The 23,233-nt window shown below is 71.0% G+C and carries 26 protein-coding genes; 10 read left to right on the forward strand and 16 right to left on the reverse strand.

The window, feature by feature from the left end; all coding sequences use genetic code 11:
• Positions 1 to 31 precede the first annotated feature (31 nt).
• Both DAI20_RS11305 and DAI20_RS11310 read right to left on the reverse strand, forming a co-directional pair.
• Positions 32 to 370 carry a hypothetical protein gene (locus tag DAI20_RS11305; protein WP_108250870.1) on the reverse strand — a complete coding sequence of 113 codons (339 nt, stop codon included), beginning with the start codon at positions 368 to 370 and terminating at the stop codon, positions 32 to 34.
• Positions 371 to 474: 104 nt separating this feature from the next.
• The gene (locus DAI20_RS11310) at positions 475 to 1,365 is read right to left on the reverse strand and encodes an aminodeoxychorismate lyase (RefSeq protein ID WP_108250873.1); all 891 of its coding nucleotides are present in this window, start codon (positions 1,363 to 1,365) and stop codon (positions 475 to 477) included.
• Positions 1,366 to 1,482: 117 nt separating this feature from the next.
• Here DAI20_RS11310 and DAI20_RS11315 point away from each other — a divergent pair, with 117 nt between their 5' ends.
• Positions 1,483 to 2,964 (forward strand): DUF7059 domain-containing protein, encoded by a 1,482-nt coding sequence (locus tag DAI20_RS11315; RefSeq protein ID WP_108251675.1) that lies wholly within the window; start codon positions 1,483 to 1,485, stop codon positions 2,962 to 2,964.
• Between the two features lie 128 nt (positions 2,965 to 3,092).
• Here DAI20_RS11315 and DAI20_RS11320 read toward each other — a convergent pair whose 3' ends face one another.
• The 4 genes from DAI20_RS11320 to DAI20_RS11335 all read right to left on the reverse strand — a co-directional run bounded on the left by DAI20_RS11320 (position 3,093) and on the right by DAI20_RS11335 (position 5,974).
• On the reverse strand, positions 3,093 to 3,530 hold the full coding sequence (locus DAI20_RS11320) for a hypothetical protein (RefSeq protein ID WP_108250875.1): 438 nt from the start codon (positions 3,528 to 3,530) through the stop codon (positions 3,093 to 3,095).
• A 77-nt stretch (positions 3,531 to 3,607) separates the two neighbouring features.
• Positions 3,608 to 3,886 (reverse strand): hypothetical protein, encoded by a 279-nt coding sequence (locus DAI20_RS11325; protein ID WP_240606042.1) that lies wholly within the window; start codon positions 3,884 to 3,886, stop codon positions 3,608 to 3,610.
• A 130-nt stretch (positions 3,887 to 4,016) separates the two neighbouring features.
• Positions 4,017 to 4,319 (reverse strand): hypothetical protein, encoded by a 303-nt coding sequence (locus DAI20_RS18520; protein WP_159085013.1) that lies wholly within the window; start codon positions 4,317 to 4,319, stop codon positions 4,017 to 4,019.
• A gap of 272 nt (positions 4,320 to 4,591) precedes the next feature.
• Entirely contained in the window at positions 4,592 to 5,974 is a 1,383-nt protein-coding gene (locus tag DAI20_RS11335; protein WP_108250879.1) for an HNH endonuclease signature motif containing protein, read from the reverse strand.
• A gap of 346 nt (positions 5,975 to 6,320) precedes the next feature.
• Here DAI20_RS11335 and DAI20_RS11340 point away from each other — a divergent pair, with 346 nt between their 5' ends.
• Positions 6,321 to 6,818, forward strand: a complete 498-nt coding sequence (locus DAI20_RS11340) for a pyridoxamine 5'-phosphate oxidase family protein (RefSeq protein WP_240606043.1) — start codon at positions 6,321 to 6,323, stop codon at positions 6,816 to 6,818.
• Positions 6,819 to 6,899: 81 nt separating this feature from the next.
• Here DAI20_RS11340 and DAI20_RS11345 read toward each other — a convergent pair whose 3' ends face one another.
• Both DAI20_RS11345 and DAI20_RS11350 read right to left on the reverse strand, forming a co-directional pair.
• Positions 6,900 to 7,367, reverse strand: a complete 468-nt coding sequence (locus DAI20_RS11345; protein ID WP_108250881.1) for a hypothetical protein — start codon at positions 7,365 to 7,367, stop codon at positions 6,900 to 6,902.
• Between the two features lie 112 nt (positions 7,368 to 7,479).
• Entirely contained in the window at positions 7,480 to 7,713 is a 234-nt protein-coding gene (locus DAI20_RS11350; protein ID WP_108250883.1) for a hypothetical protein, read from the reverse strand.
• A gap of 119 nt (positions 7,714 to 7,832) precedes the next feature.
• Here DAI20_RS11350 and DAI20_RS11355 point away from each other — a divergent pair, with 119 nt between their 5' ends.
• From DAI20_RS11355 to DAI20_RS11365, 3 genes are all read left to right on the forward strand, one after another.
• Positions 7,833 to 8,684, forward strand: coding sequence for an MBL fold metallo-hydrolase (locus tag DAI20_RS11355; protein WP_108250885.1), 852 nt, complete (start codon positions 7,833 to 7,835; stop codon positions 8,682 to 8,684).
• A 64-nt stretch (positions 8,685 to 8,748) separates the two neighbouring features.
• On the forward strand, positions 8,749 to 10,329 hold the full coding sequence (locus tag DAI20_RS11360) for a carboxylesterase/lipase family protein (RefSeq protein ID WP_240606044.1): 1,581 nt from the start codon (positions 8,749 to 8,751) through the stop codon (positions 10,327 to 10,329).
• 10 nt (positions 10,330 to 10,339) lie between these two features.
• Positions 10,340 to 10,813 carry an 8-oxo-dGTP diphosphatase gene (locus tag DAI20_RS11365; protein ID WP_159085014.1) on the forward strand — a complete coding sequence of 158 codons (474 nt, stop codon included), beginning with the start codon at positions 10,340 to 10,342 and terminating at the stop codon, positions 10,811 to 10,813.
• Positions 10,814 to 10,874: 61 nt separating this feature from the next.
• On the opposite strand, the gene DAI20_RS11370 is transcribed toward DAI20_RS11365, so the two are convergent.
• Positions 10,875 to 11,117 carry a Rho termination factor N-terminal domain-containing protein gene (locus DAI20_RS11370; protein ID WP_108250889.1) on the reverse strand — a complete coding sequence of 81 codons (243 nt, stop codon included), beginning with the start codon at positions 11,115 to 11,117 and terminating at the stop codon, positions 10,875 to 10,877.
• Between the two features lie 136 nt (positions 11,118 to 11,253).
• On the opposite strand from DAI20_RS11370, the gene DAI20_RS11375 reads away from it, so the two are divergent.
• The 4 genes from DAI20_RS11375 to DAI20_RS11390 all read left to right on the forward strand — a co-directional run bounded on the left by DAI20_RS11375 (position 11,254) and on the right by DAI20_RS11390 (position 15,091).
• A complete protein-coding gene (locus tag DAI20_RS11375) occupies positions 11,254 to 12,432 on the forward strand; it encodes an inorganic phosphate transporter (protein ID WP_108250891.1) in 1,179 nt (392 codons plus the stop codon).
• Between the two features lie 8 nt (positions 12,433 to 12,440).
• Positions 12,441 to 12,683: a hypothetical protein gene (locus DAI20_RS11380; protein WP_240606045.1), complete on the forward strand. Its 243-nt coding sequence runs from the start codon at positions 12,441 to 12,443 to the stop codon at positions 12,681 to 12,683.
• Positions 12,684 to 12,790: 107 nt separating this feature from the next.
• Complete coding sequence (locus DAI20_RS11385) at positions 12,791 to 14,260, forward strand: NCS2 family permease (protein WP_240606046.1); 1,470 nt, start codon at positions 12,791 to 12,793, stop codon at positions 14,258 to 14,260.
• A 96-nt stretch (positions 14,261 to 14,356) separates the two neighbouring features.
• Positions 14,357 to 15,091, forward strand: a complete 735-nt coding sequence (locus DAI20_RS11390) for a ZIP family metal transporter (RefSeq protein ID WP_108250895.1) — start codon at positions 14,357 to 14,359, stop codon at positions 15,089 to 15,091.
• A 64-nt stretch (positions 15,092 to 15,155) separates the two neighbouring features.
• On the opposite strand, the gene DAI20_RS11395 is transcribed toward DAI20_RS11390, so the two are convergent.
• From DAI20_RS11395 to DAI20_RS18525, 3 genes are all read right to left on the reverse strand, one after another.
• Positions 15,156 to 15,566, reverse strand: a complete 411-nt coding sequence (locus tag DAI20_RS11395) for a hypothetical protein (RefSeq protein WP_108250897.1) — start codon at positions 15,564 to 15,566, stop codon at positions 15,156 to 15,158.
• Positions 15,567 to 15,628: 62 nt separating this feature from the next.
• Complete coding sequence (locus tag DAI20_RS11400; RefSeq protein WP_159085015.1) at positions 15,629 to 16,192, reverse strand: DinB family protein; 564 nt, start codon at positions 16,190 to 16,192, stop codon at positions 15,629 to 15,631.
• Between the two features lie 41 nt (positions 16,193 to 16,233).
• The gene (locus tag DAI20_RS18525) at positions 16,234 to 16,398 is read right to left on the reverse strand and encodes a hypothetical protein (protein WP_159085016.1); all 165 of its coding nucleotides are present in this window, start codon (positions 16,396 to 16,398) and stop codon (positions 16,234 to 16,236) included.
• Positions 16,399 to 16,542: 144 nt separating this feature from the next.
• Between DAI20_RS18525 and DAI20_RS11405 the strand changes: the two genes are divergently transcribed.
• Positions 16,543 to 18,201, forward strand: coding sequence for an aspartate ammonia-lyase (locus tag DAI20_RS11405; protein ID WP_108250901.1), 1,659 nt, complete (start codon positions 16,543 to 16,545; stop codon positions 18,199 to 18,201).
• 245 nt (positions 18,202 to 18,446) lie between these two features.
• Here DAI20_RS11405 and DAI20_RS11410 read toward each other — a convergent pair whose 3' ends face one another.
• From DAI20_RS11410 to DAI20_RS11420, 4 genes are all read right to left on the reverse strand, one after another.
• Complete coding sequence (locus DAI20_RS11410; protein WP_108250903.1) at positions 18,447 to 19,115, reverse strand: baseplate tail-tube junction protein; 669 nt, start codon at positions 19,113 to 19,115, stop codon at positions 18,447 to 18,449.
• 40 nt (positions 19,116 to 19,155) lie between these two features.
• Complete coding sequence (locus DAI20_RS18720; protein WP_168927688.1) at positions 19,156 to 19,302, reverse strand: hypothetical protein; 147 nt, start codon at positions 19,300 to 19,302, stop codon at positions 19,156 to 19,158.
• 9 nt (positions 19,303 to 19,311) lie between these two features.
• Positions 19,312 to 20,196 (reverse strand): fumarylacetoacetate hydrolase family protein, encoded by an 885-nt coding sequence (locus tag DAI20_RS11415; protein ID WP_108250905.1) that lies wholly within the window; start codon positions 20,194 to 20,196, stop codon positions 19,312 to 19,314.
• A gap of 456 nt (positions 20,197 to 20,652) precedes the next feature.
• A complete protein-coding gene (locus DAI20_RS11420; protein ID WP_108250907.1) occupies positions 20,653 to 23,220 on the reverse strand; it encodes an ATP-dependent DNA ligase in 2,568 nt (855 codons plus the stop codon).
• Positions 23,221 to 23,233: the final 13 nt, after the last annotated feature.

The following is a 23,233-nucleotide window of genomic DNA, read 5'->3' on the forward strand; positions in this document are numbered from 1 at the left end:
CGGGTCGGCTGCTGCCGGCGGCGCCCGTGGCTCATGCGGCGCGCTCGATGCGGCCGAGCGTGCGCCACACGGCGGTGGAGAGCGGCGGGTAGTCAAGCGCGATCTGACGCAGCACCCGGTACTCGAAGCGCATCGCGGCCGTCGCCGGCGCCGTCGGGTGGTACACCCGGGCCCGCTCCTCCTCGAGCGACGGATGCTCCATCGCCTCGGCTCGCAGTGTCGCCACGACCTGCTCGTCCACCGTCGGCAGCTGCCACATGAACTCCCAGGGGTCGTCGCCCAGGCGGCAGCGGTAGTCGATCACGGCCTGCAGCTCGTCGCGCGCCTCCTGGCGCATCAGCTCGAGGCTGGTCGGCATACGCGGTGTCACGAGGCGACTCCCATCTGTTTCGCGTCCGTTAAACGGTACGCGATGCAGAACGGGCGACCCGTGCATCCGCACTGTGGTCGGGTCGTGTCCCTGCGGTCCGAGCCTCAGTCGCGGCGGGACAGCAGAAAGGTGTTGATCGCGTCCGTCAGCTCGCGGTCCAGAGCCCGGTCCTCGCCGTCCACGCTCCGCACCGGGGCCGCGTGCCGCACGCTGGAGACCAGCCACGCGGCGTCGGCCGCGCGCAGGTCGTCCGGCGTCACCAGCTCGTAGGCGGTGTCCATGCCGAGTCCCTCGGCGAAGGCGAAGATGCCCGCCTGAGTCGTTCCCGCGAGGATGCCGATGTCAGTGGGCGGAGTTACCAGCCGGTCGCCGAAGCGGAGGACGACGTTGGCGGTGGGTCCCTCGAGCAGGTAGCCGTCGGTGCTGACGAAGATCACGTCGTCCGCGCCCCGTGCGGCGGCCTCGCGCCCGGCGGAGCGGTTGACGGCGTAGGAGAGGGTCTTCGCGCCCTGCAGCAACCAGGGGAGCTCGCGCTCGACCGTGGTCGCGTACCCGCGGTTCAGCGTGATGACGCGGATGCCCTCGGCCCGCGCCCTCCGGAAGTCGGCGCTCGGCTCCATGTAGACCCAGCCGGTGGGACGCCCGTCGCCCTCGACGCCGCGCGTGAGCACGGTCTTGATGTACGACTCGGGCACGTCGTCGTGCTCGTCGATGGCGGCGAGGATCGCCTCCCGCCACGCGTCGAGGTCCGGCGCGGGCAGCTGAAGCATGCGCGCCGACACCGCGAAGCGGGCGAGGTGCGGCTCCAGGGCCTGCGCCCGTCCTCCCGCGACGCTGATCGACTCGAAGATGCCGTCCCCCCGCGTGACGCCGAGGTCGCGGACAGTCACCTGTGCTGCCGACGGGGCCACGCTCGTGAAGGCGGCTGCACCCGGCTCGTGCGGCTCCGCTTCTCGGGACGGGCGGTTGAGCATCAGCAGCACGGGCGAGGTCATGGGTCAACGGTAACGGTGCCGGTCACCGAATCGGGTTGACTAGTGGGCGTGAATTCACCCGAACAGCAGAACCCGACGCCGTCCCTCGAGTGCGCCGATGCCCTGCGCGCCGACCTGATGGCGGCCCGCTTCGGCGTCGACGCGGTCGGCCGGCTGCTCGGGGACGCTGCCCAGGCGGCGCTCGGCCGGGCGCAGCGGGTGCCGGCGCGGCGCGCGCTGCTGCCGCACGCGGGCGAGCCGCTCGCCACGCTCGTCACCCTGTTCCTGCTCGGCGACGCCGTTCCCGCCGCGGCCGCCGCGGCGGCGTTCCCCGCCCTCGGGCTGGCGGGCGCGCGGAAGGGCGGGCTCGTCGCGCAGGGAGAGGGCGGGTCCGTGCGCGCGACCGTCGACCTCCGCCCGTACGGATTCGTGGACACGGTCGGTGTGGGGGAGTGGTGGATCGCCTCGGACCTGGGCGAGCTGGCCTCCGGCGGCGCCCTCCGTGAGGACCACGTGCTGGGCATCGGCGGCGCCTCGACGACGCTGAGCGGCCTCATGATGAGCGAGCCCGTCGACGCGGCGCTCGACCTCGGCACCGGCTGCGGCATCCAGGCGCTGCACGCGGCGCGGCACGCGCGCCGGGTGGTCGCGACGGACATCTCGGAGCGGGCCCTCGACATCGCCGCCTTCAACGCCCGACTCAACGGGGTCGAGAGCATCGAGTTCCGGCTCGGCAGCCTGTACGAGCCCGTGGCGGGCGAGCGCTTCGATCACATCGTCTCGAATCCGCCGTTCGTGATCACGCCGCGCGCCGAGGGCGTGCCGGAGTACGAGTACCGCGACGGGGGAATGGTGGGCGACGCCCTGGTCCGCGAGGTGGTGCGCGGCGCCGCCGATCACCTGGTTCCCGGCGGGGTGGCGCAGCTTCTCGGCAACTGGGAGTACCACCGGGACCGCGACGCGTTCGACCGGGTCCGCGAGTGGCTCACCGGCACTCGGCTCGACGCATGGTTCCTCGAACGCGAGGTGCAGGACGCCGCGCAGTACGCGGAGACCTGGATCCGCGATGGCGGCACCCGCCCGGGCCCCGAGTTCGACCGGCTGTACGGGGCCTGGCTGGAGGACTTCGACGCTCGCGGGGTCGAATCGGTGGGCTTCGGATACGTGACCCTGCGCGCCGCCCGGGAGAACACGGCACGCGGCGCCTGGCCGATGCGCGTGCTCGAGCGCGTGCACGGATCCCTGGGGCACAACGCGTCCGGGCTCGGTGAGCACATCGCGGCCAGCCTCGCGGCCCGAGACTGGCTTGCCGGCCGGAGTGACGCTGCGCTCGCCGCGGCATCCCTCACCGTGGCGGGCGACGTGACGGAGGAGCGGCACTACTGGCCCGGCCAGGAGCATCCGACCGTCATCGTGCTCAAGCAGGGCGGCGGTTTCGGACGTTCCGTCCGGCTGGACACCGGGCTCGCCGCGCTCGTCGGCGCGTGCGACGGCGACCTCAGTGTCGGCGCGATCATCGCGGCGGTGGCGCAGCTCCTCGAGGTCGACCCCGCGGATCTTCTGGCGGACCTGCTGCCGCGGGTCCGGGATCTCGTCGCGGACGGCTTCCTGCGGCCCTGATCGGCTGGGGCGTCGCCGGTCGACGGCGGGGAGAACGACACTGCCCTCCGCTCCCGTGAGGGGCGGAGGGCAGTGGGAGGCGCTGAGAACGGAGTTCCCGCGCCGGCTGCTTCGCTGAGCGGAAACCGCTACTGGCCGTCGTCGAGGTCGATGTCCTGACCCTGCAGCTCGTTCGGTGCGAGGATCGGCTCCCCCTCGCCGGAGGTGCCGTCCGCGCCGATCGCGCTGTCCGGGAACTCGGCCTCGAGGTCGCCCGGCGCGGCGGTGCCGTCGTCGGAGTCGTCGTCCATGTCGTCGACCTCGTCCTGCAGGTCGGGGTCGCCGTCATCCTCGGACGCGCCCTCGTCGCCGGTCAGGCCGACACCGCCACCCACGACGGCCGTTGCGCCGTCGGAGCCGAGGGTGTCGACGTCGCCGTCGTCGTAGCCGTCGCTCTCACCCGGGAGCACGGTCTCGCCGGCCACCGCATCGTTCGTGACGGTCTGCTTGGCCTCCGCGTCCTCCCGCGCGATGTCGCGGGACTGGTCGTCGCCGCCGCCGGTGAATACGCCGCCTGTGTCAGTCATGGGATCCTTCCGTGGTTCTGCTGTCGGTTCGAGTCATGCGGGCCGTGCGAGTCGTTCGGGCCGTGGGGCGGGGTGCGTCAGGACGCAGCCGGGTCGGGCTCGCCGGGCTTGGGGTGGCCCGGGATCGAGTCGCCGCTCATGTTGAGCTCCGAAGGGTCGACCTCGACCTCGCCCACGTCGTCGGGTCCGCCGGTGCCGGGCAGCACCTTCACCTCGTCGGTGTCGACATCGTCGGTAGCGCCGCTCTCGGCGACCGGCGTGTCCTGCTTCGCCTGCGTGTCGGTCTCGCTCGCCGGATCGTAGCGGGGGAGGAACTCTGCGCCGGTCGCGTCGTCGTTTCGATCTTCCTTAGTCATGAAACGACGCTACGCCGGGCCTCCTGCCGGGGCTACGCGCGGTCCTGTGCAGGTGCTCCGAGTGCGGCGAGCGGCCACCGGTTGCCGTGGTGTGGAGCGGCCGTGGTCCGCAGGGCAGCCGCGGAAAGGGCTAGGAGTGACCCATCTCCGTGACGCCGTCACCGAAGTCGTCGGCCGCCTCGTCGCTCGTTGCGCCCTCGTCGGCCGACGCGTCCGCGCCGGGCACGGTGGTGTCGCCCGCGACCGTCTCGCCGGCGTCATCCACGCCGCCCTCGCCGGGCAGTCCGCCCTCGAAGAGGTTGTCCGTCGCGGTGCCGTCCGAGACGACGCCCGCCGCCGTGCTGGGCGGGGTGTCCTGCTCCGAGAAGTGTGCTTCGACCCCTGCGGTGCCGTTCTGGTCCACGCCGTCGTTGAGTGCTCTGTCGTCGGTCATGCAGCGAGGCTACGCCCGCCGCCCCACAGCGGCGACTACCTCCGGATGCGGCGCCGGTTCAGTCCCTGCGCTGTCCCCGCACGGGGCCTGAGCCTGTCGAAGGGACGGATCGGCGGTGCCTCGGTTGACGGCTCCGCACGGTCCCTGAGCCTGTCGAGGGGATGGCGCCCGCTCAGTCTCGACCGACGCGCCCACACGGTCCCTGAGCCTGTCGAAGGGACGTGACCGAACCGCCTTGCGTCCCTTCAACAAGCTCAGGGACCGTGGTGGGCTCAGGGACGGTGGCCGCTTACTCGGGCGGCGAGGGCGGTTCGGCTCTTCGTCGCGGGGCGCCATCGGCGGGTGTGGTCGAGCCACGGTGGCGCCTGCACCTCGGGTGCTCCGGTGCGCATGCGGATGGCCCAACCGGAGGTGTCGATCGTGCGGTGGTGGAACCAGCACAGCAGAACCCCGTTGTCCGGATGGGTCGGCCCGCCCTCCGCGGCGGGGATCACGTGGTGGACCTCGCACCAGCCCGCCGGGATCGAGCAGCCGGGGATGAGGCAGCCACCGTCACGAGCGGTGATGGCCCTACGCTGCGGTGCGGTGAAGCACCGCTCCGCCGACCCGAGCTTGAGGATGCGGCCGTTCCTGCCGATGAGAACCTTCTGCGTTCCTCCGCTGCACACCATCTGCTGCACCGTGGTGGGTGACAGGGGCGACTCGACCCCGTCCGCGTACCCTGCACCGGTCTCCAGGTCCTCGGCGCGCACGGTGACCAGCACGGTCGGCGCGGCCCCGCCGACGGTCGGGGTGTCGCCACTTCGGGCCATCGCGTCGAGGACCCCGATCAGGATGTCGTGGCGCTGCTGGTCCTTCGTCCGCGGGTCTCTAACCGCATCCTTGTCAGCGAGCTCCTCGTCATTGAGGAACGCCGGCGCCGTGGTGGGGGTGAGGTAGGCGTCGAACAGTCGCTTCACCCGCCCGGCCGCCTCGGGTAGCAGCCCGCCGGACACCGGAACGAGCCCGTTGCGCTCGTGGCCGAGGCGGAAGCCGCGCTTGGCCATCGCGTGCTCCTCGTCCGGCTCGAGCCCGTCGGGGTCGAGAGTCGCCCGCCAGACGGACGCCTGGATGCGGATCTCGTCCGCCGACGCCGGGACGCTGCTGTCAGGCGAGGTACCGGTCGCCGCGGCCACGAGCTCCTTCTCGGCGGCGTCAAGAGCCTCCGGGTGCACCCGATCCTGCAGCGGCGCGAGGTTCTTGGTCAGCGCGATCGCGGCGTCGACGCCGAGCTCGCCAGTCTCGAGGGCGGCGCGAACGTGGTCGAACTTCGCCGGCATCGGAGCACCCGAGATCGGCGTGCCCGGTCGCGTCAGTGCGGCCAGGCTGAGACGGGACGCGCCCGTGGCGCCGGAGATCTGGGTGAGGCGCTGCAGGAGTTCGTTCGCCGAGCGGCAGCCCTTCCGGGCGGCGAGCCCGGCAGGCCCGTCCTCCGTCCGGGACCGCGCTGCGATCTCTCCCGCTGCCGTCACCCGGAGCGCGTCGGCGTAGCGGCCGAGCGCTTCGATCTGCCGGGTGAGGGCGAGCAGGTTCTCGTCGTTCTGGCCAACCAGGGACGCCACGGGTACCGCGGTCGAGACCGCCTCCGTGAAGTCCGCGAGGGTCGGGCTGTTCATGCGTCTATGGTCTCACCGACCACCGACATTCCCTTTCTGACCTGGACATTTGTGGATAGAGAGTGAGAGAAGGAGGGTGTGGAGGAGGGGTCGCGACGGGGTGTCGGTGCATCCCTTCGACAAGCTCAGGGACCGTGTGTGTTGCGTCCCTTCGACAGTCTCAGGGACCGTAGGTGTTGCGTCCCTTCGACAAGCTCAGGGACCGGATGGAGTGTGTCGTGACAGTGGCCGATACGCCCCGCGGGCTCTCCCTCCTGAGGGATCGCTGTGGGGTCGCTGGGGGCCGTGGCGCATCGGCGTAGCGTCGAACGGAACGCACACGAACGACCAAGCGAGGAGGAGCCAGATGAGCAACGACGACATGATCTCTCACGACGACGCGGTGAAGAAGGTCGGGGAACTGATCAAGGACATCCGCACGGCCATGCTGACCACGGTGGAGCCCGACGGCTCGCTGGTGAGCCGGCCCATGGCGGTGCAGGAGGTCGAGTTCGACGGCGACCTGTGGTTCGCGACCGACGCGGACTCGCACAAGACCGCCGAGATCGGCGCCACCACCAAGGTGAACGTCTCCTTCAGCTCGTCGGGCGCTTGGGTGTCGGTCTCCGGCCACGCTGAGGTGCTCGACGACCGTGCGAAGGCCAAGGAGCTGTGGAACCCCGCGCTCGAGGCTTGGTTCCCGGACGGACCCGAGTCGCCCGGCCTGCGCCTGCTGAAGGTGTCCGCCGACTCCGCCGAGTACTGGGACACGCCCGGCAAGATCGCGACCGCGCTGAGCTTCGTGAAGGCGAAGAACAAGGGCGAGCGCTTCGAGGGCGGCGAGAACGAGACCGTCGAGCTCTAGCGAGCCGCACCGCGACCCGGAACAACGGAAGCGGCGCCCGTCCCTCGAAAGGACGGGCGCCGCTTTCGCGTGCAATCGGGGTCAGGGAAGGGTGGTGTCGCCGGTGTCCGCCTCGTCGGAGTTGCCCTCGAGCCCCTCGACGATCCCGTTCGTCTGATCGAAGGGATGCGCCGGGTCGCCGAGGTCGCCGAGGTTGCTGCCTCCGGTGCTTCCGATGCTTCCGGTGGAGCCGACGGTCGCGTCGTGCGTGGCGCCGGTAGTGCTGCCGACTCCGGCCGCTCCGGTGGTCAGTCCGGTCGTACCGTCGCCGACACCCGCAGTTCCGGCGCCGAACGCATCGGTGCCCGCCCCCGCGGTGTCTGCTCCAGCGGTGTCCGCTCCAGCATGGTGGCCGCCGCTGCCGGTGAAGTCGACGTCGTCGTACTGGCCGGTGGATTCGCCGCTGGTCTTGAGATCCTGGGCGTCTACCGGGTGGGCCGCCGATGAAGCGGTGCCGTTCGCGTGTCCATCATCATTGAGGTTTCCGCTAAGCGGTTCGTTGTTGGTCATGGCGGCACACTACGCCCACGCCAGCGGCCCCGGTAGAGCGTCGGATGCCCCAATAGCCCCGGGTGGGGAAACTGCCAGGACCGGCCTTCGGCGGCGCGCCGCCTAGGGCGGTCTACTCCTGGGTGCCGTACAGGTTCCCGGGCCGGTTGAGGTCGGCCAGGGGAGCGTCGCCGGCCTCGCCCAGGTCCTCGCCCGCGGGCACCTGGTCCAGCGTGACCAGCCCGTCCGGATCCTTCTCGTCGCGCTCGCCCGTGATCCGCTCGGCATACGCGGTGGAGCCCTCGCCCTGTGCGGCGTGCTGCTCGGCCTCGCGCTCGTCCTTGCCGTTGTCCTGCGTGTTCGACATGCCTCAAGCCTAGGGGTCACCCTGACCCGGCCTCCGTGGAGACGCCACGCCCGCGACCCGCGGCGAGCACGCGCGTAGCGTTGACGCCAACTCGACACCACACGCGGAAGGCAGAGCTCATGGCTTGGGACAACGGCGGCGACACGGCGGGCAGCGCATCGAACGACGGCGGACGGGCCGGGGGTGCGGCGAGCGGCCGAGCGGGCCGGCCGAGGCGCGGACAGCCGGTCTTCACGAAGAACGTGGCTCCCGGCATCCACCGGCTGGAGCACGCGTTCGTCAACCTGTATCTGGTCGAGGACGGGGACGCCCTCACGCTCGTCGACACCGGGCTGCCCACCACCTGGCCCCTGTTGCTCCGGGCACTTGCGGTGCTCGAGCGGCACCCGGCCGACATCACGGCCATCGCGCTGACGCACGCCCACTTCGATCACCTGGGCTTCGCGCGGCGGGCGCAGAGCGAGCTCGGCGTGCCGGTGTGGGCGCACGCGAAGGAGGAGTACATCGCGGAGCACCCGTACCGCTACGCGCACGAGAACAATCGCTTCCTCTACCCGATCCTGCACCCGGGCTCGATCCCCATCCTCGGCCGGATGGCCGTGGCCGGCGCTCTCAACGTCGAGGGGATCACGGGACTGCGCACCTGGGAACCCGGGGCGACGGCCGACGTACCCGGCCGCCCGCGCGTCGTGTTCACGCCGGGGCACACCTTCGGGCACTGTGCACTGCACTTCCCCGACCGCGACACGCTGATCAGCGGGGATGCCCTCGTGACCCTCGATCCGTACACGGGCGTTACGGGGCCGCAGATCGTGTCGGGCGCCGCGACGGCCGACAGCGTCGAGGCGCTGATGACGCTGGACGCGCTGGCGGCGACGGATGCGTCCGTCGTGCTGCCCGGGCACGGCGAGCCGTGGCGCGGAGGCATCGAGGCCGCCGTCGATCACGCGCGGGACATGGGGCCCTCCTGACCCTCACGTGTCCGGGAGGAGGCCTGCAGCCGACTCCCCGGTTAACGGCCGTTACCATCGGACGGTGACTTCTCTCGCCATGAGCTACCTCCCGTCGGAGCTGGATGTCGAGGTGACCGGCGGGGTTGTGCGCGGCGTCCGGGAGCGGGCCGTCGACGCCTGGCGGGGCATCCCCTATGCGGCACCGCCGGTGGGGGACCTGCGCTTCCGCGCGCCGCAGCCCGTCGTGCCCTGGGTGGGCGCGCGCTTCGGCGACTCCTTCGGCAAGGTCGCGCCCCAGTCGCGAAAGGGCGCCTTCCTGGGTGCCCCGGAGGGCACGCCCATGGGGGAGGACTGCCTCACCATCAACGTGATCGCCCCGGCCGGTGTGTCGCCGAGCGCCTCCGCGGCCGTGCGCGCGGCGCAGTTGCGGCCGGTCATGGTGTTCATCCACGGCGGCGCCTACAGCGTCGGTTCCTCCCGGGAGTTCCCCCAGCAGGGCGAGGCCCTCGTCCGGCAGGGCGGCGTGCTCTACGTCAGCTTCAACTACCGCATCGGGGCGCTCGGCTACCTCGACTTCAGCAGGTACTCCACCCAGGAGCGGCCCATCGAGAGCAACCTCGGGCTCCGCGACCAGGTGGCCGCGCTCGAGTGGGTGCGGGACAACATCCGCGCCTTCGGCGGCGACCCGGACAACGTGACGATCTTCGGCGAGTCCGCGGGCGGCAACGCCGTGACGACCCTGCTCGCGGTTCCCGCCGCGGGCGGCCTGTTCGCGCGAGCCATCGCGCAGAGCCCCCCGCCGAACGCCGTCTACCCGGCCGAGCTCACCGCGCACTGGGCCGGCGAGTTCGTCGCCGCGCTCGACGGCGCGAAGCCGGGGGAGGAGGAGACCGACACCGCTCGTGCCGTCGAGCTCCTCACCGGCTCCCCGTGGTCCCGGCTCGTCGAGGTCACGGACGCGATCATGCTGCGCACGCCGGACGAGTACCCGGGCACGATTAGCCTCTGCCCGGTCATCGACGGGGACTTCCTGCCCGAACGACCGCTCGACGCGTTCAAGGCGGGGCGTGCCGCGCCCGTCCCGCTCATCATCGGCACCAACGACCGCGAGGGATCGTTGTTCCGCAAGCGACTCGACATCCTCGCAACCACGCCGAAGCGCATCGCCGCGGTGTTCGCGCGCACCGACCCGGACGCGCGACGGGAGATCGAGGCGCAGTACCCCGGCCTCCCGCGCCGGCGCGCCGCCCTGGACTTCGGCGGCGACTACGCCTTCTGGTTCCCCAGCGTCAAGGTTGCGGAGCGGCACGCCCGCTTCGCCCCCGTGTACTTCTACCGCTTCGACATCGCGCCGCGGCTGCTGCGCCTCGCGGGGTACGACGCGACGCACGGGCTCGAGCTCTTCGCGCTGTTCGACCGGATGGACGAGTGGTTCGGCCGGGCGATCACGACGCTCGGCGGTCGCCGGGCCTTCGTCGCGGCGGGGGAGCGGATGCGGCGCGCCTGGCTGTCCTTCGCCCACGACGGCACGGTGGACGAGAGCTGGCCGGCCTACGAGCCGGAGGCGCGAAGCACGCTCATCATCGACACCGTCGACCGCGTCGAGTCGGATCCGCGGTCGGGCCGTCGCAGGGCATGGCAGCGGTTCGTCCCGCACCTGTGAGTCCCCGCCCGTGAGTCTGCCGCAGGTCTGCGTCTGCTACCTGATCCGTCGTCGGGCCGATGGGCGCGACGAGGTGCTGCTCGGCCGGAAGAAGAAGGGCCTCGGCCTCGGCAAGTACGTGGCGCCCGGCGGCAAGGTCGAGCCCGGCGAGGGCATCCGGGAGGCTATGACGCGGGAGGTGCTCGAGGAGGTGGGTCTCGCCGTCGAGGTCGCCGACCTGGCCGCCCGCGGCGTGCTGACCTACCTGTTCCCGCACCGGCCCGCCTGGAGTCAGCAGTCGTCGGTGTTCGTGACCCGCAGCTGGGCCGGGGTCGAACGGGAGTCGGACGAGCTGGCACCGGAGTGGTTCGCCATCGACGAGATCCCGCTCGGGTCGATGTGGGACGACGCGAAGCACTGGCTGCCCGCGGCCCTGGCCGGCGAGTACGTGGAGGCCAGCTTCTCCTTCGGGCCCGACAACTCCTCGGTGGTCCTCCCCGCCTGACCCGCTCGCGTTCGCGACCGCACGGCGGACACGGTCGCCGGCGGGGTCGGCCCTGCGGGACTCACACGCGGGTGAGCGTCTCACCCTCCTGGATGCGCTCGAGCAGGTCCGCCTTGCGAAGCCGGTAGTAGCCGGTGAGGCCCAGCCGACGCGCCCGGGCGCGCAGCTCCTCGACGGACTCCGGGCGCACCTCGTCGGCAACGGCGAACACGCCCTGCCTGCCCGTGGTCCGCTCGGGCCGCGCGCCCTTCCCGGCGTTCTTCTTCTGCTTCTTGCCGTCCTTCTTGCGGTGGTTCTCCGCCATGCCGTCCCCTTCCGCCGGACCGTCCGCGCGCGCACCTCAAGTCTGCACGGCCCCCGCCCGTCGCCCCCGAAGGTTCACCGGCAGTTCACGCGGCACTAGTATCGGCCACGATGTATTCACAGTCTGAGACCACGTAATGGACTTCGCGTTCATCGTCGTGCTGGTCGTTCTGCTGGCCCTGGTGTTCGATTTCACCAACGGCTTCCACGACACGGCGAATGCCATGGCCACCCCGATCGCCACGGGAGCCATGAAGCCCAAGGTGGCCGTCACGGTCGCTGCGATCCTGAACCTCGTCGGCGCGTTCCTGAGCACCGAGGTCGCCAAGACCGTCTCGGGCGGGATCATCCGCGAGGGCGAGGGCGGCGTGCAGATCACGCCCGAGGTCATCTTCGCCGGCCTGATCGGCGCCATCACCTGGAACCTCATCACCTGGCTGCGCGGGCTCCCGTCCAGCTCCAGCCACGCGCTGTTCGGCGGGCTCATCGGCGCGGCCCTGGTCGGCATCGGCACGCAGTCCATTGACTTCGCCGTCGTGATGTCGAAGGTCATCCTCCCGGCCCTCCTCGCTCCCGTGATCGCCGGCGTCGTGGCCTTCACCGCCACGAAGATCGCCTACGCCATCACGCGCCGTTCCGTCGGCCCCAACGAGCGCGGCGGCTTCCGCACCGGCCAGATCTTCACGTCGTCCCTCGTCGCGCTCGCGCACGGCACGAACGACGCGCAGAAGACCATGGGCGTCATCACGCTCGTGCTGATCTCCGGCGGCTTCCAGACGGTGGGCACCGGCCCGCAGTTCTGGGTGATCGCGGTGTGCGCGTTCGCCATCGCCTTCGGCACCTACATGGGCGGCTGGCGCATCATCCGCACCATGGGCTCCGGCCTCACCGAGGTCAAGCCGGCCCAGGGCTTCGCCGCCGAGTCGTCGACGGCCTCCACGATCCTCGCGTCTTCGCATCTGGGCTTCGCGCTCTCCACGACGCAGGTGGCATCCGGCTCCGTCATCGGCTCTGGCCTCGGCCGCCGCGGCTCGTCCGTGCGCTGGAACATGGTCGGCAAGATCATGATCGGCTGGCTGCTGACCCTTCCGGCGGCCGCCGCCGTCGGCGGTGTCGCGGCCCTCATCGCCTCGATCGGGCCGACCGGCGTCATCATCGACGCGTTCCTGGGCGCGGGCGTCATCATCTTCATCTACGTGTGGTCCCGCCGTCACCGCGTCGGCGCGGGTAACGCCATCGAGATCGATCAGGCCGGCAAGGCGGTGCGTGGGCGCAAGGCCACGGCAAAGGCACGGAAGGCCAAGCAGAACGCATGATCGACTGGATGGCTTTTCTCATCGTCGCGGGCGCCTCGCTGCTGGCCGCCTGCCTCATCTCGGCGCTCTTCGCGCTCGGCGTGCGCCTGCTCGCCGTAGGCACGGAGTACGACGAGGAGGGCCGCAAGGTCTCCGTCACGGGCATCCGGCCCCAGGCGGCGACGATCGCCGGCTCGATCTGCTTCGGCCTCTGCGGGCTGGCCGTGCTGTACGGGGTGTACCTCATCGTCCCCGCGCTGCACGGCGGCTGATCCCCGCCGCACTCGCGCCCCCGCCCCCGGTGGCGTAAACCCGAGCACGCCCGGAATAGGCTTGCCGCAGGCGCCTCCGCCCGCGAATCCCCTCCGCCCTCTTCCCGTTGGAGCAGATCATCTCGACGACTGAGCGGCCGCGCCGCACCCTTGCCGATGCCCTCGACCGCCGCTTCCGCTACACGGAGCGCGGGTCGACCCTCAGCCGGGAGGTGCGCGGAGGTCTCGTCACCTTCGTCACGATGGCGTACATCGTCATCCTCAACCCGCTGATCATCGGCGGCTTCAGCCCCGACCAGGCGGCGACCGACGTCGAGGGCGGATACCTCGCCGCGAGTGCGGTCAGCGCGGTCACGGCCCTCACCGCGGGCGTCATGACGATCCTCATCGGGGTGATCTCGAACCTGCCGTTCGGCATCGCCGCCGGACTCGGCATCAACTCGTTCCTCGCCGTGAGCGTCGTCGGCCAGGTGACCTGGCCCGAGGCCATGGGCCTCGTGGTCATCAACGGCCTCATCATCGTGCTCCTGGCATCCACCGGCCTCCGGGTGCTCATCTTCAACGCCGTCCCCGCGGAGCTGAAGACGGCGATCACCGTGGGCATCGGCCTGTTCATCGCGTTCATCGGCCTCGTCGACGCCGGCTTCGTGCGTCCGAGCGGCGTGGCGTCGCCGCCCGTGCAGCTCGGCGACCAGGGCTCGATCGCGACGCTGCCGACCGTGGTCTTCCTGATCGCGCTGGTCATCATGGGCGTGCTCATGGCGCGCCGGGTCAAGGGTGCGCTGCTCATCGGGATCCTCGTCAGCACGGTCATCGCCATCATCGCCGAGGCGATCTTCCGGGTCGGGCCGTCGCAGGGCACGAACCCCGCGGGCTGGAACCTCAACGCCCCCGTGCTGCCGGACGCCGTCGTGTCGCTGCCCGACCTGTCGCTGGTCGGCGCCTTCAGCTTCGGGGCGTTCGAGCGGATCGGCGCCCTCGCCGCGATCATGCTCGTCTTCACCCTCGTCTTCACCAACTTCTTCGACGCCATGGGCACCATGACCGGACTCGCCCGCGGCGCCGACCTGTCGGACCAGAACGGCAACTTCCCGGGCCTGCGCTCCGGCCTCATCATCGAGGGCGTCGGCGCGGTGGCGGGCGGCGGCACGTCGTCGTCGTCGAACACGATCTTCATCGACTCCGCGGCCGGCATCGGCGAGGGTGCCCGCACGGGACTCGCGTCGCTCATCACCGGCCTGCTGTTCCTCGCCGCGATGTTCTTCACGCCGCTGACCCAGGTCGTGCCGCTCGAAATCGCGGCCGCGGCCCTCGTCGTGGTCGGCGCCCTGATGGTGTCCCAGATCCAGCACGTGCAGTGGACGGACTTCTCGGTCTCGCTGCCCGTGTTCCTCACGATCATCGTCATGCCGCTGACCTACTCGATCGCGAACGGCATCGGCGTCGGCTTCATCTCCTGGGTGATCGTGCGGGCCCTGTCGGGTCGTGCGCGGCACATCTCGCCGCTGCTCTGGGTGGTCGCCGCCGGCTTCCTCGTGTACTTCGCCCGTGGGCCCATCGAGAGCCTGATCGGCTAGCTCGCGCGTTCGCGCCGCCCCGGACGACCGGGGCGGATCGGTCGGCTCGGGCACCGGTGGTTCACCGCTGCCCGCCTCGAAGGGAAGAAGGATCGCGTGACGGAATGGCTGAGCGCCTTCGGCGCCGGAGCCCTTGCAGGGGGCGCGCTGCTGATCGGCGCGGCGATCGCGTGGTTCGTGCACGTTCCACGGGGCGTCGTCGCGGGCATCATGGCCTTCGGCTCCGGCGTGCTCATCTCCGCGCTCGCCTTCGACCTCGTGCTCGAGGCGGAGGAGACCGGCGGCACCACCCCCACCGTCGTCGGCTTCCTGGCCGGCGCCGTGGCGTACGTGTCGGCGAACATCGCGCTGGATCGCATCGGCGCGCGCAAGCGCGAGCGCACGGGCGAGGGGTCGTCCGGGTCCGGAACGGGCATCGCGGTCGGCGCCCTGCTCGACGGGGTGCCGGAGAGCGCGGTGCTGGGGCTCAGCATGGTCGGCGGTGGCGGGGTGAGCGTGCCGATCCTCGCGGCGATCTTCATCTCGAACATCCCGGAGGGGCTCGCGAGCACGGCCGACCTCAAGCGCGACAAACGCGGCCTGCGGTACGTCGTGCTGCTCTGGGCGGGCATTGCCCTCGCTTGCGCGGTGGCCTCGCTGCTCGGCTTCGCCCTGCTCGACACGGCGAGCCCGGACCTGACGGCCGTCATCAACGCCATCGCGGCCGGCGCCATCCTCGCCATGATCTGCGACACCATGATCCCGGAGGCGTTCGACAGGGCGCGGGCGCTCACCGGCCTGCTCGCCACCATCGGTTTCCTCACGAGCTTCACCATTCACCAGATCTCATGACCATCGCCCCGTCCGAGAACGGACGGGGCGATCGTCACGAGGATGGCGCGGCGCTGACGATCGGCTAGGCGGGGCGCTCGCCCTCGGTGCCGAGGTCGGTGTCGAACTTGAGGTCGGCGTCGGACACCGGGTCGCCCAGGGTCGAGCCGGCCGTGTTCGATCCGGTCTCGCTGAAGCCCGTGTCGGTGCTGCCGGCGCCGGGAGCCGTGTACGACCCGCCGGATGCCGAGGTGCTGCTTCCGTTGCCGCTCGTGCTGCTGCTGCCGCCACCGCCGAGTACGGTGTGCGCGACGCCGCCGAGGGCCGGCGCCTTCTCACCCACGAAAGCCTCGACCTTCTCCGCAGCGCTGCGCACGGCGGGGCTCTGCCAGGTCTTGCTCGCGGTCGTCTTGATCTTGCGGTACTGCTCGCGGCCGGCCTTGCTGCCGAGGACGTATCCGATGCCGAGTCCGATGAGGAGGATGAGTCTTTTCATGCCGGGGCTCCATTCGCTAGGTCGAGAAGTCCGTCAACGCTACGCCACGGCCATGCGGCGTCCTATCGTTCGGGTTGATCCTTCTTCACGCCCGGACCGCGGAGCTCGTCCCGGCGCAGGTACAGGTCACGCAGCAGGGCCACCTCGGCGCCGTGGTGCACCTGCTCGTCGATCAGGATGCGGACGACCTCGACCGCGGGCAGCGGATCTCCGAGGTGCGACGGGCGCGGCTGCAGCAGCGCGGAGTCATCCGCTCCCGACAGCCAGCGGGTCACGGGCGCGCGGCTCGACCGCCAGTCGGCCAGTGCGGCCCGTGCGGTGGACGGCACGTCGAGGTCCGGGAAGGTCCGGGTGCCGGGGCCGAAGGCGTGCTCCCAGTAGATCCAGTTCCCCGCGGTGACGTGCACGAGCCGCCACGCGATGGTCGTCAGGGGAGCGGTCGGGGCGGGGGCGAACTCGTAGGGGTAGGTCCATCGTCCCGAGCCCTCCGGGTCCGGCTCGACGTTCCAGCACCCGGGCACGGGGCACCAGAGGTACTCGGCGTCGGTCAGCCCTCGACATCGCTCGTCGAGGCGCTGGGCGGACGCCTCCCACTCGAGAAGCAGGACCTCGGCGGCGAGGGACACGGCTGGGGGCGAGCGGCGTGGGCGTCGCGGGGCGCGGGCGGTCAGTCGGGCAGGGTGGCGGACAGCGGGGCCTCGGGGTCGACGTCGGGGTCGTCCTCGATGCGCTCGTCAGGATCGACGGTTGCGGGAGCCACGGGAAGTTCCTCGTCCTCGACGAGCGGCACGGGGCGTTCCTCGTTGGCGTCCGGATCGAATTCTCTCTCCATGCCCTCAGGGTATCCCCGCCGTCCCGTCCGGGGCAGGGCCGGTTGCCGGGGCCTCTCGGGGGCATCCCCGCCGGTGGGCGACCGCCCTGCGGCGAGTACAGTCGGAGGCGCCGACCGGCAGGATCTTCGAGCATCGGAGCGTGCGTGAGCCTTCCCCCTTCCCCCTCTCCGACGCAGGCGGCGGACCACGGTCGCACCCGCACCGAGACGGATTCGCTGGGCAGTCTCGAGGTGCCCGCCGACGCGTACTGGGGCATCCACACCGCCCGGGCCCTCGACAACTTCCCGATCGCCCGGCGCCCGATCAGCGTCTACCCCGAGCTGGTGCGGAGCCTCGCCATGGTGAAGCAGGCGGCGGCCCGGGCCAACGCCGAGATCGGCGTTCTGAGCCGGGAGAAGGCGCAGGTGATCGACGACGTGTGCGAAGAGATCCTCGCCGGCGAACTGCACGACCAGTTCGTGGTGGGGGTGATCCAGGGCGGCGCGGGCACGAGCACCAACATGAACGCCAACGAGGTGATCGCCAATCGCGGCCTCGAACTGCTCGGGCACGGCAGGGGCGAGTACCGCCACCTGCATCCGCTCGACGACGTCAACCGCAGCCAGTCGACGAACGACACCTACCCGACGGCGCTGAAGATCGCGCTGTGCCTGTCGCTGCAGACCCTGCTGGTCGAGCTGGACCTCCTGCGCCAGAGCTTCGCGGCCAAAGGCGTCGAGTTCGCGTCGATCCTCAAGATCGGTCGCACGCAGCTGCAGGACGCCGTGCCGATGACGCTGGGCCAGGAGTTCCGCGGCTTCAGCACGACGCTCGGCGAGGACCACGCCAGGCTCTCCGAGACCCTGCCTCTGCTCGGCGAGATCAACCTCGGTGCCACGGCCATCGGCACCGGCATCACCGCCGACCCCAACTACGCTGCGGCGGTGCGCGGCCACCTCGGCGAGATCAGCGGCTTCCGGCTGGTCACCGCGTCCGACCTCATCGAGGCCACGAGCGACGCCGGCGTGTTCATGACGGTGAGCGGCGCCCTCAAGCGCTCCGCGATGAAGCTGTCGAAGATCTGCAACGACCTGCGGCTGCTCTCGTCGGGACCCCAGGCGGGTCTCGGCGAGATCAACCTGCCGCCGCGGCAGGCCGGCTCGAGCATCATGCCGGGCAAGGTGAACCCCGTCATTCCGGAGGCGGTGAACCAGGTGGCCTTCGCCATCGCGGGCACCGATGTCACCGTCACCATGGCGGCGGAGGCGGGGCAGTTGCAGCTGAACGCGTTCGAGCCCGTGATCGGGCACAGCCTGCTGCAGTCCGTGTCCTGGCTGCGGCACGCGATGCGCACGCTCCGGGTGAACTGCATCGACGGGATCACGGCCAACACGGAGCGTCTCGCCGCCCAGGTGGAGACGTCGGTCGGTGTCGTGACGGCCCTCGCGCCGTACATCGGCTACGCCGAGGCGTCCGCGCTGGCGAAGAAGGCGCTGCTGACGAACGCGAGCATCAGCGAGCTCGTCGTCGACTCCGGGCTCATGTCGCGGGAGCAGGCGGACAAGCTGCTGGCGACCGACCGACTCGCCGGCCTCGAGCCCGTCACGGCGGCGATCACAGTCATCACTCCCGCCATGCTGGACGAGTACAACGCCCGGCACGCGGAGAAGGCGTCCGCCGCTGCGGCCTCGGGTGACGCGGCTTTGAGTGGCGCCTCGGCGGGCGGCGCGAGTCCGACAGCAGCGCGGGGCGACGCCAGCGCAGGGGAGGCGGCGGGCACGGCCCCGTCCGGCGACATCGAGTTCAGCAGCGGCGACGAGTAGCCGCGGCGCACTCCGCCCCGCCGGGTCCAGCGTCGGCCGGGTTCAGCATCCGCCGCGCTCCGCCCCGCCGGGTTCCGAATCCGCAGGGTTCACGATTCAGGCTGTGCTGCGACACGCCGCGTTCGGGACCGGCTCAAACGCGGCGTGTCGCAACTGAACCTGAATTCGGAACGGGCCAGGAGCGGGCACGGCCCAGGAGGGATCCGGGACGTGCAGGGAGGGACGGGACCGGGAGGGGTTCCGGGTCAGGAGGCGGGGCGGTCGTCGTGGTCGATCACCACGGTGCCGTCCTCGTCCGCGACGAACACCGCGTCCGTGTTCACGTCGTCGTCCTTCGCGAGATCCTCGTCGAGGTCGTCGTCGAGCTCGGCGAGGGCGTCGTCGCGTCGCTCGCTGGCCGAGAGCACGGCCTTCGCGCCGGCGTCGCTGCTGCGCTGGCGCAGGTCCTCGGCCGTCTCCGTCACCTTCGTGCGGGCGTCCGTCGTCGTCTCGACGACCCGGTCCCGCAGGTCCTCGGCGGTGTGGCTCACGGTGTCCGCCACCGATCGCGCGCGACCGGCGAGCAGCTCGCTCACCTCGCGGGCGGTGTCGCTCAGTCGCGACGACACGTCCTTCGTGCTCTCCGCGACGCGCTCGCCCACGTCCTTCGCGGTCTCGCTCACCCGCTCACCCACGTCCTTGGCGGTCTCGGCAACCTTCGCCGACACGTCCTTCGCGACCTCGGTCACCCGCTCCTGCACGACGGGGGCGTTCTCGGTGACGAAGCGCTGAGCGTCGGAGACACCCTTCTGCACGCGGGGGTCCTCCCAGAGGTCCTCGGCGGTGTGCCGGATGCGCTCGTAGCGGGAGCGGCCGGCGCGGGCGCCCAGGACGTACCCGATCGCGGCGCCGAGAAGGAAGAGGAATCGAGTCATGCGATGCTCCGATCGTGTCGAACGAGTACTGCCGACAAGCCTAGGAGACGCCGCCGTCCTTCTCCTCGGAGTCGGATCCGGATCGGCCGACAGCGGTGTCCTCGTTGGCGTCGTCCTCCGCGGTGAAGTCCGCGTCACCGGGGATGGAGTGGTCGTGGATGGGGTCGATGTTCGAGGCGTCGCTCATCGTCCGACCCTACGCCCGGGTCACCCGGGTGTGAGTGGTCAGCTCGCCGATGCCCTCGACCGTCACCGTGACCGTGGAGCCGTCGACGAGGAACACCTGCGGGTCGCGCGAGTAGCCCGCGCCGCTCGTGGTGCCCGTCGAGATGAGCGTGCCCGGCTGCAGGGTCGCGGAGCGGGAGAGGAACGAGATGAGCTGCGCCACCGTGCGCACCATCTCAGCGGTGTTGCCGTCCTGCATCCGCTCGCCGTCGAGGTCGGTGCTGATGCGCAGGTTCTGCGGGTCGGGGACCTCGTCCGCTGTGACCACGACGGGCCCGGTGGGGGTGAAGCCGTCGAAGCTCTTGCACCGGCTCCACTGCTGCTCGGAGAACTGCAGGTCGCGTGCGGTCATGTCGTTGACCACGGTGTAGCCGAACACGTGGGAGAGGGCGTCGTCGACGCTCACGTTGCAGGCCGGCGTGCCGATGAGAACGCCGAGCTCCACCTCGTAGTCGACCTCGGTGCTCAGGGAGCGCGGCCACTCGGTGACGCCCTCGTGCCCGGCGAGGGAGTTCGGCCAGAGCGCGAAGACGGTGGGCGCGGACGTCGAGACGATGTTCAGCTCGTCCGCGTGCGCCCGGTAGTTGAGGCCCACGGCGTAGATCGCGGGCGGCCGGAGCACGGCGGACGCGAATTCCACCTCGGCGGTGGCTGTGGCGCTCATCCCGGAACCGCGGGCACGGTCGGCGAACGCACGCACGCGGTCCACCTCGGCGGGGCCCCGCTCGATGAGGTCCTGCAGGTCACGCGGCGCGTCCTCGAGGATCTCGTCGAGGAAGACCGCCGACTCCTCGTCGATGAGCACGGCCAGACGGGGAGGGGCGCCGTTTCCGGCGACGAGGTGCGCGAATCTCACGATTCGAGGGTACAGGGGTAACGAAAACGGTCCCACCATGGGCGGGGCGCGTTCGAAGGGACAGCGGAATCAGCACGACGAGCGGGTTCGTCTGTCGACATTGACACTTACCCGCCGCTCCACTTTGGGGTGGGACAGGCAAACCCGCTCGCTTCGTGCTGGGGTCCGATGTGCCGGCTCACGATCGTCCCCCCCGAAGTCGTGACGTGCGGTCCGTTCCGCTGGCACTCTCCAATAATGCGTTGAGAACCCTCCGCGCGCCGGACTTCGTTTGTGGGGTCAGGGTATCCACGGCGGGATGCCCCCACAAGAGGGCGGCCCTCAGCACAGTGATCAGGCCCGAAAGAATCAGGGCGGGCGGCAGCCGGGGTCACGGTGTTCTCAGGGCCGCGGCCCGGCTCGGCAGGCACGTGCTCGCACTGCTCAACTCGGCCGCGGTGCCAACCGGGCTGCCGCTCAGCCCGGAAGGCGCTCCTCGACCACGTCTGCCGGGTCCTTGTCCGGCCGCCAGCCGCGCCAGCTCGGCTGCCGCAGCCGTCCCGTCGACGTCCACTCCGCGAACTCCACCTCACCGACGAGCGTCGGTGTGACCCAGCGGGCACCGGCCGCGTCCACCCTCGGCACATCGGACAGCGGGGACGACTCCTGTTCCATCCGGGTCAGGCGCGGCACGAGGTCCTCGAGCTCCGCCTCGCGGAAGCCGGTGCCCACCCGGCCGACGTACCGCAACCCGTCGTCGCTCGGCACCCCGAGGAGGAGAGAGCCGACGCTGCTCGCCCGGCGGCCCTTTCCCGGCTTCCAGCCGGCGATCACGACCTCCTGGTGACTGCTGTGCTTGAGCTTCACCCACGCGCGCGAGCGCCGCCCGGCGGCGTAGGTGCTGTGGCGCTTCTTCGCCATGATCCCCTCCAGCCGCAGCGCCCGGCTGCTCGCCATCGCCGCGTCGAGGTCGCCCTCGAAGGCGGGCGGGATCTGCACGACGGAGCGCGGCGGCGGCGAGAGCAGCGCGAACAGGGCCTCCCGCCGCTCGTCGTAGCCGCGATCGAGGAGCGACTCCCCGTCCTCCTCGAGCAGGTCGAAGAGCAGGAAGTGCACGGGTTGCTGCGACCGCGCGCGCTCGATGTCCGCGGCGCGGGTGAGATTCATCCGCAGCTGCAGCCTGCCGAAGTCGGGCCGCCCCTGATGCAGGGCGACGATCTCGCCGTCGAGCACCGCGCTGCGGCCGGGCAGCAGGGCGCCGAGCTCGGCCAGCTCCGGATAGGCGGCCGTCAGGTCGTTGCCGTTGCGGCTGACCAGGCGCACTCGGCCGTCCTCGACGTAGGCGAGGGCGCGGATGCCGTCCCACTTCATCTCGAATGCCCACTCCTCGTCGTCCGTGACGTCGGCGAGCGAGCCGAGCGACGCCGACATCGGGGTCAGGTCGCGGACCCGGGCCGGTGCAGGCGTCGGCCGCTTCTGCGGCTCCGGCGGCTCCGTCCGCTCCAGCGGCTCCGGTCGCTTCTCCCGCTCCGACGGCTCCGGTGCTGCCTCGGATCGCGACGTGGCGTGCCCGAAGGAGGACCGGCCACCGTGCGCCGTGGTGCCCGCGGGTTCCATGAGGTGCATGAGCCAGTTGTTCGGCCCACCGGTGCCGTTCGTGTGGATGAGCGCGTACCGGCGCGGTTCGGTGCCGATGCCGGACTCGCCCTTCGTGCCGTGCAGCGTCACGATGACCTCACGGCCGTCGCGCCACTTCTCCTCCTCGTACTCGCCGGCCTCCCAGATGGTCACCTCGCCCGCGCCGTACTCGCCCTCGGGGATGCTGCCCTCGAACGTGCCGTACTCGAGCGGGTGGTCCTCGGTCTGCACCGCCAGGTGGTTCTGCTTCGGGTCGGTGGGCAGGCCCTTCGGCACGGCCCAGCTCACGAGCACCCCGTCGTGCTCCAGCCGGAAGTCGTAGTGCAGCCGGCGGGCGTGGTGCTCCTGCACGACGAACGAGTGACCCGAGGACGGACCGGGCGCCTCGTCCGGCACGGGCTCGGCCGTGCGGTTCTTGTCCCGCATGCTGCGGTACTTCGCGAGGCGATCGCGGGACTCCGTGGTCGCGTCGAAGCGGTCGAGGTGCTCCCGGGTCGGCTCGAGCGCGGCTAGCCCGCCAGACTCGACGGCGGCCATCGGGTCCTCCCGCCCCTCCATCCGGGCCATGACCTCCCGGTAGTCGAGGTGCCGGAGGTCCGGGTCGTCGAGCTCCTCCCAGGTGCGCGGCACCGCGGCCGTGGGCCGGTGCCGACCGCGCAGGGAGTACGGCGCGATGGTCGTCTTCTTGCCGTTGTTCTGGCTCCAGTCCACCAGCACCTTGCCGGCGCGCAGCGTCTTCTTCATGTCGCTGACGATGAGGTCGGGGTGGTCGGCTTCGAGCGCCCGGGCCAGCTCGTGGGCGACGGCGGACACCTGGTCGGAGGTCTGGCGACCGTCGAGGGCCACGTACAGGTGGATGCCCTTACTGCCGCTCGTGACCGGGTAGGGGTCGAGCCCCATGGTGGTGAGGATGCGCCTCGCCAGCCTGGCGACCTCGACGCACTCGGGCAGCCCGGCGCCCTCGCCCGGGTCGAGGTCGAGCACCATGCGGTCGGGATTACGCGGGGCGCCGGTGCGGCCGAACTGCCACTGGGGTACGTGGATCTCGAGCGACGCGATCTGCGCGAGCCAGGTCAGCGTGGCGAGGTCGTTGACGAGGGGGTAGTCGTAGGTGCCCTTGCTGTGCTGCAGGGATGCGCGCGGCACCCAGTCCGGCGCGGAGTTGTCGAGGTTCTTCTGGAAGAAGACCTGTCCGGGCTCGCGCTCGCTGCCCACCCCGTGCACCCAGCGCTTCCGCGTCACCGGGCGGTTGCGAGCATGCGGGATGAGGTGCGGTGCGATGGCGGCGTAGTAGGCGATGACGTCACGCTTGGTGGTGCCGGTCTCCGGATAGAGGACCTTGCTCAGGTTCGTGAGGGTCAGACGGTGGCCGTCGATCGTCACGACCTGCTCGTCTTTTCCCGCCATAACACTCCATCAT

Source organism: Planctomonas deserti, assembly GCF_003067705.1.
Taxonomy (GTDB): Bacteria; Actinomycetota; Actinomycetes; order Actinomycetales; family Microbacteriaceae; genus Planctomonas; species Planctomonas deserti.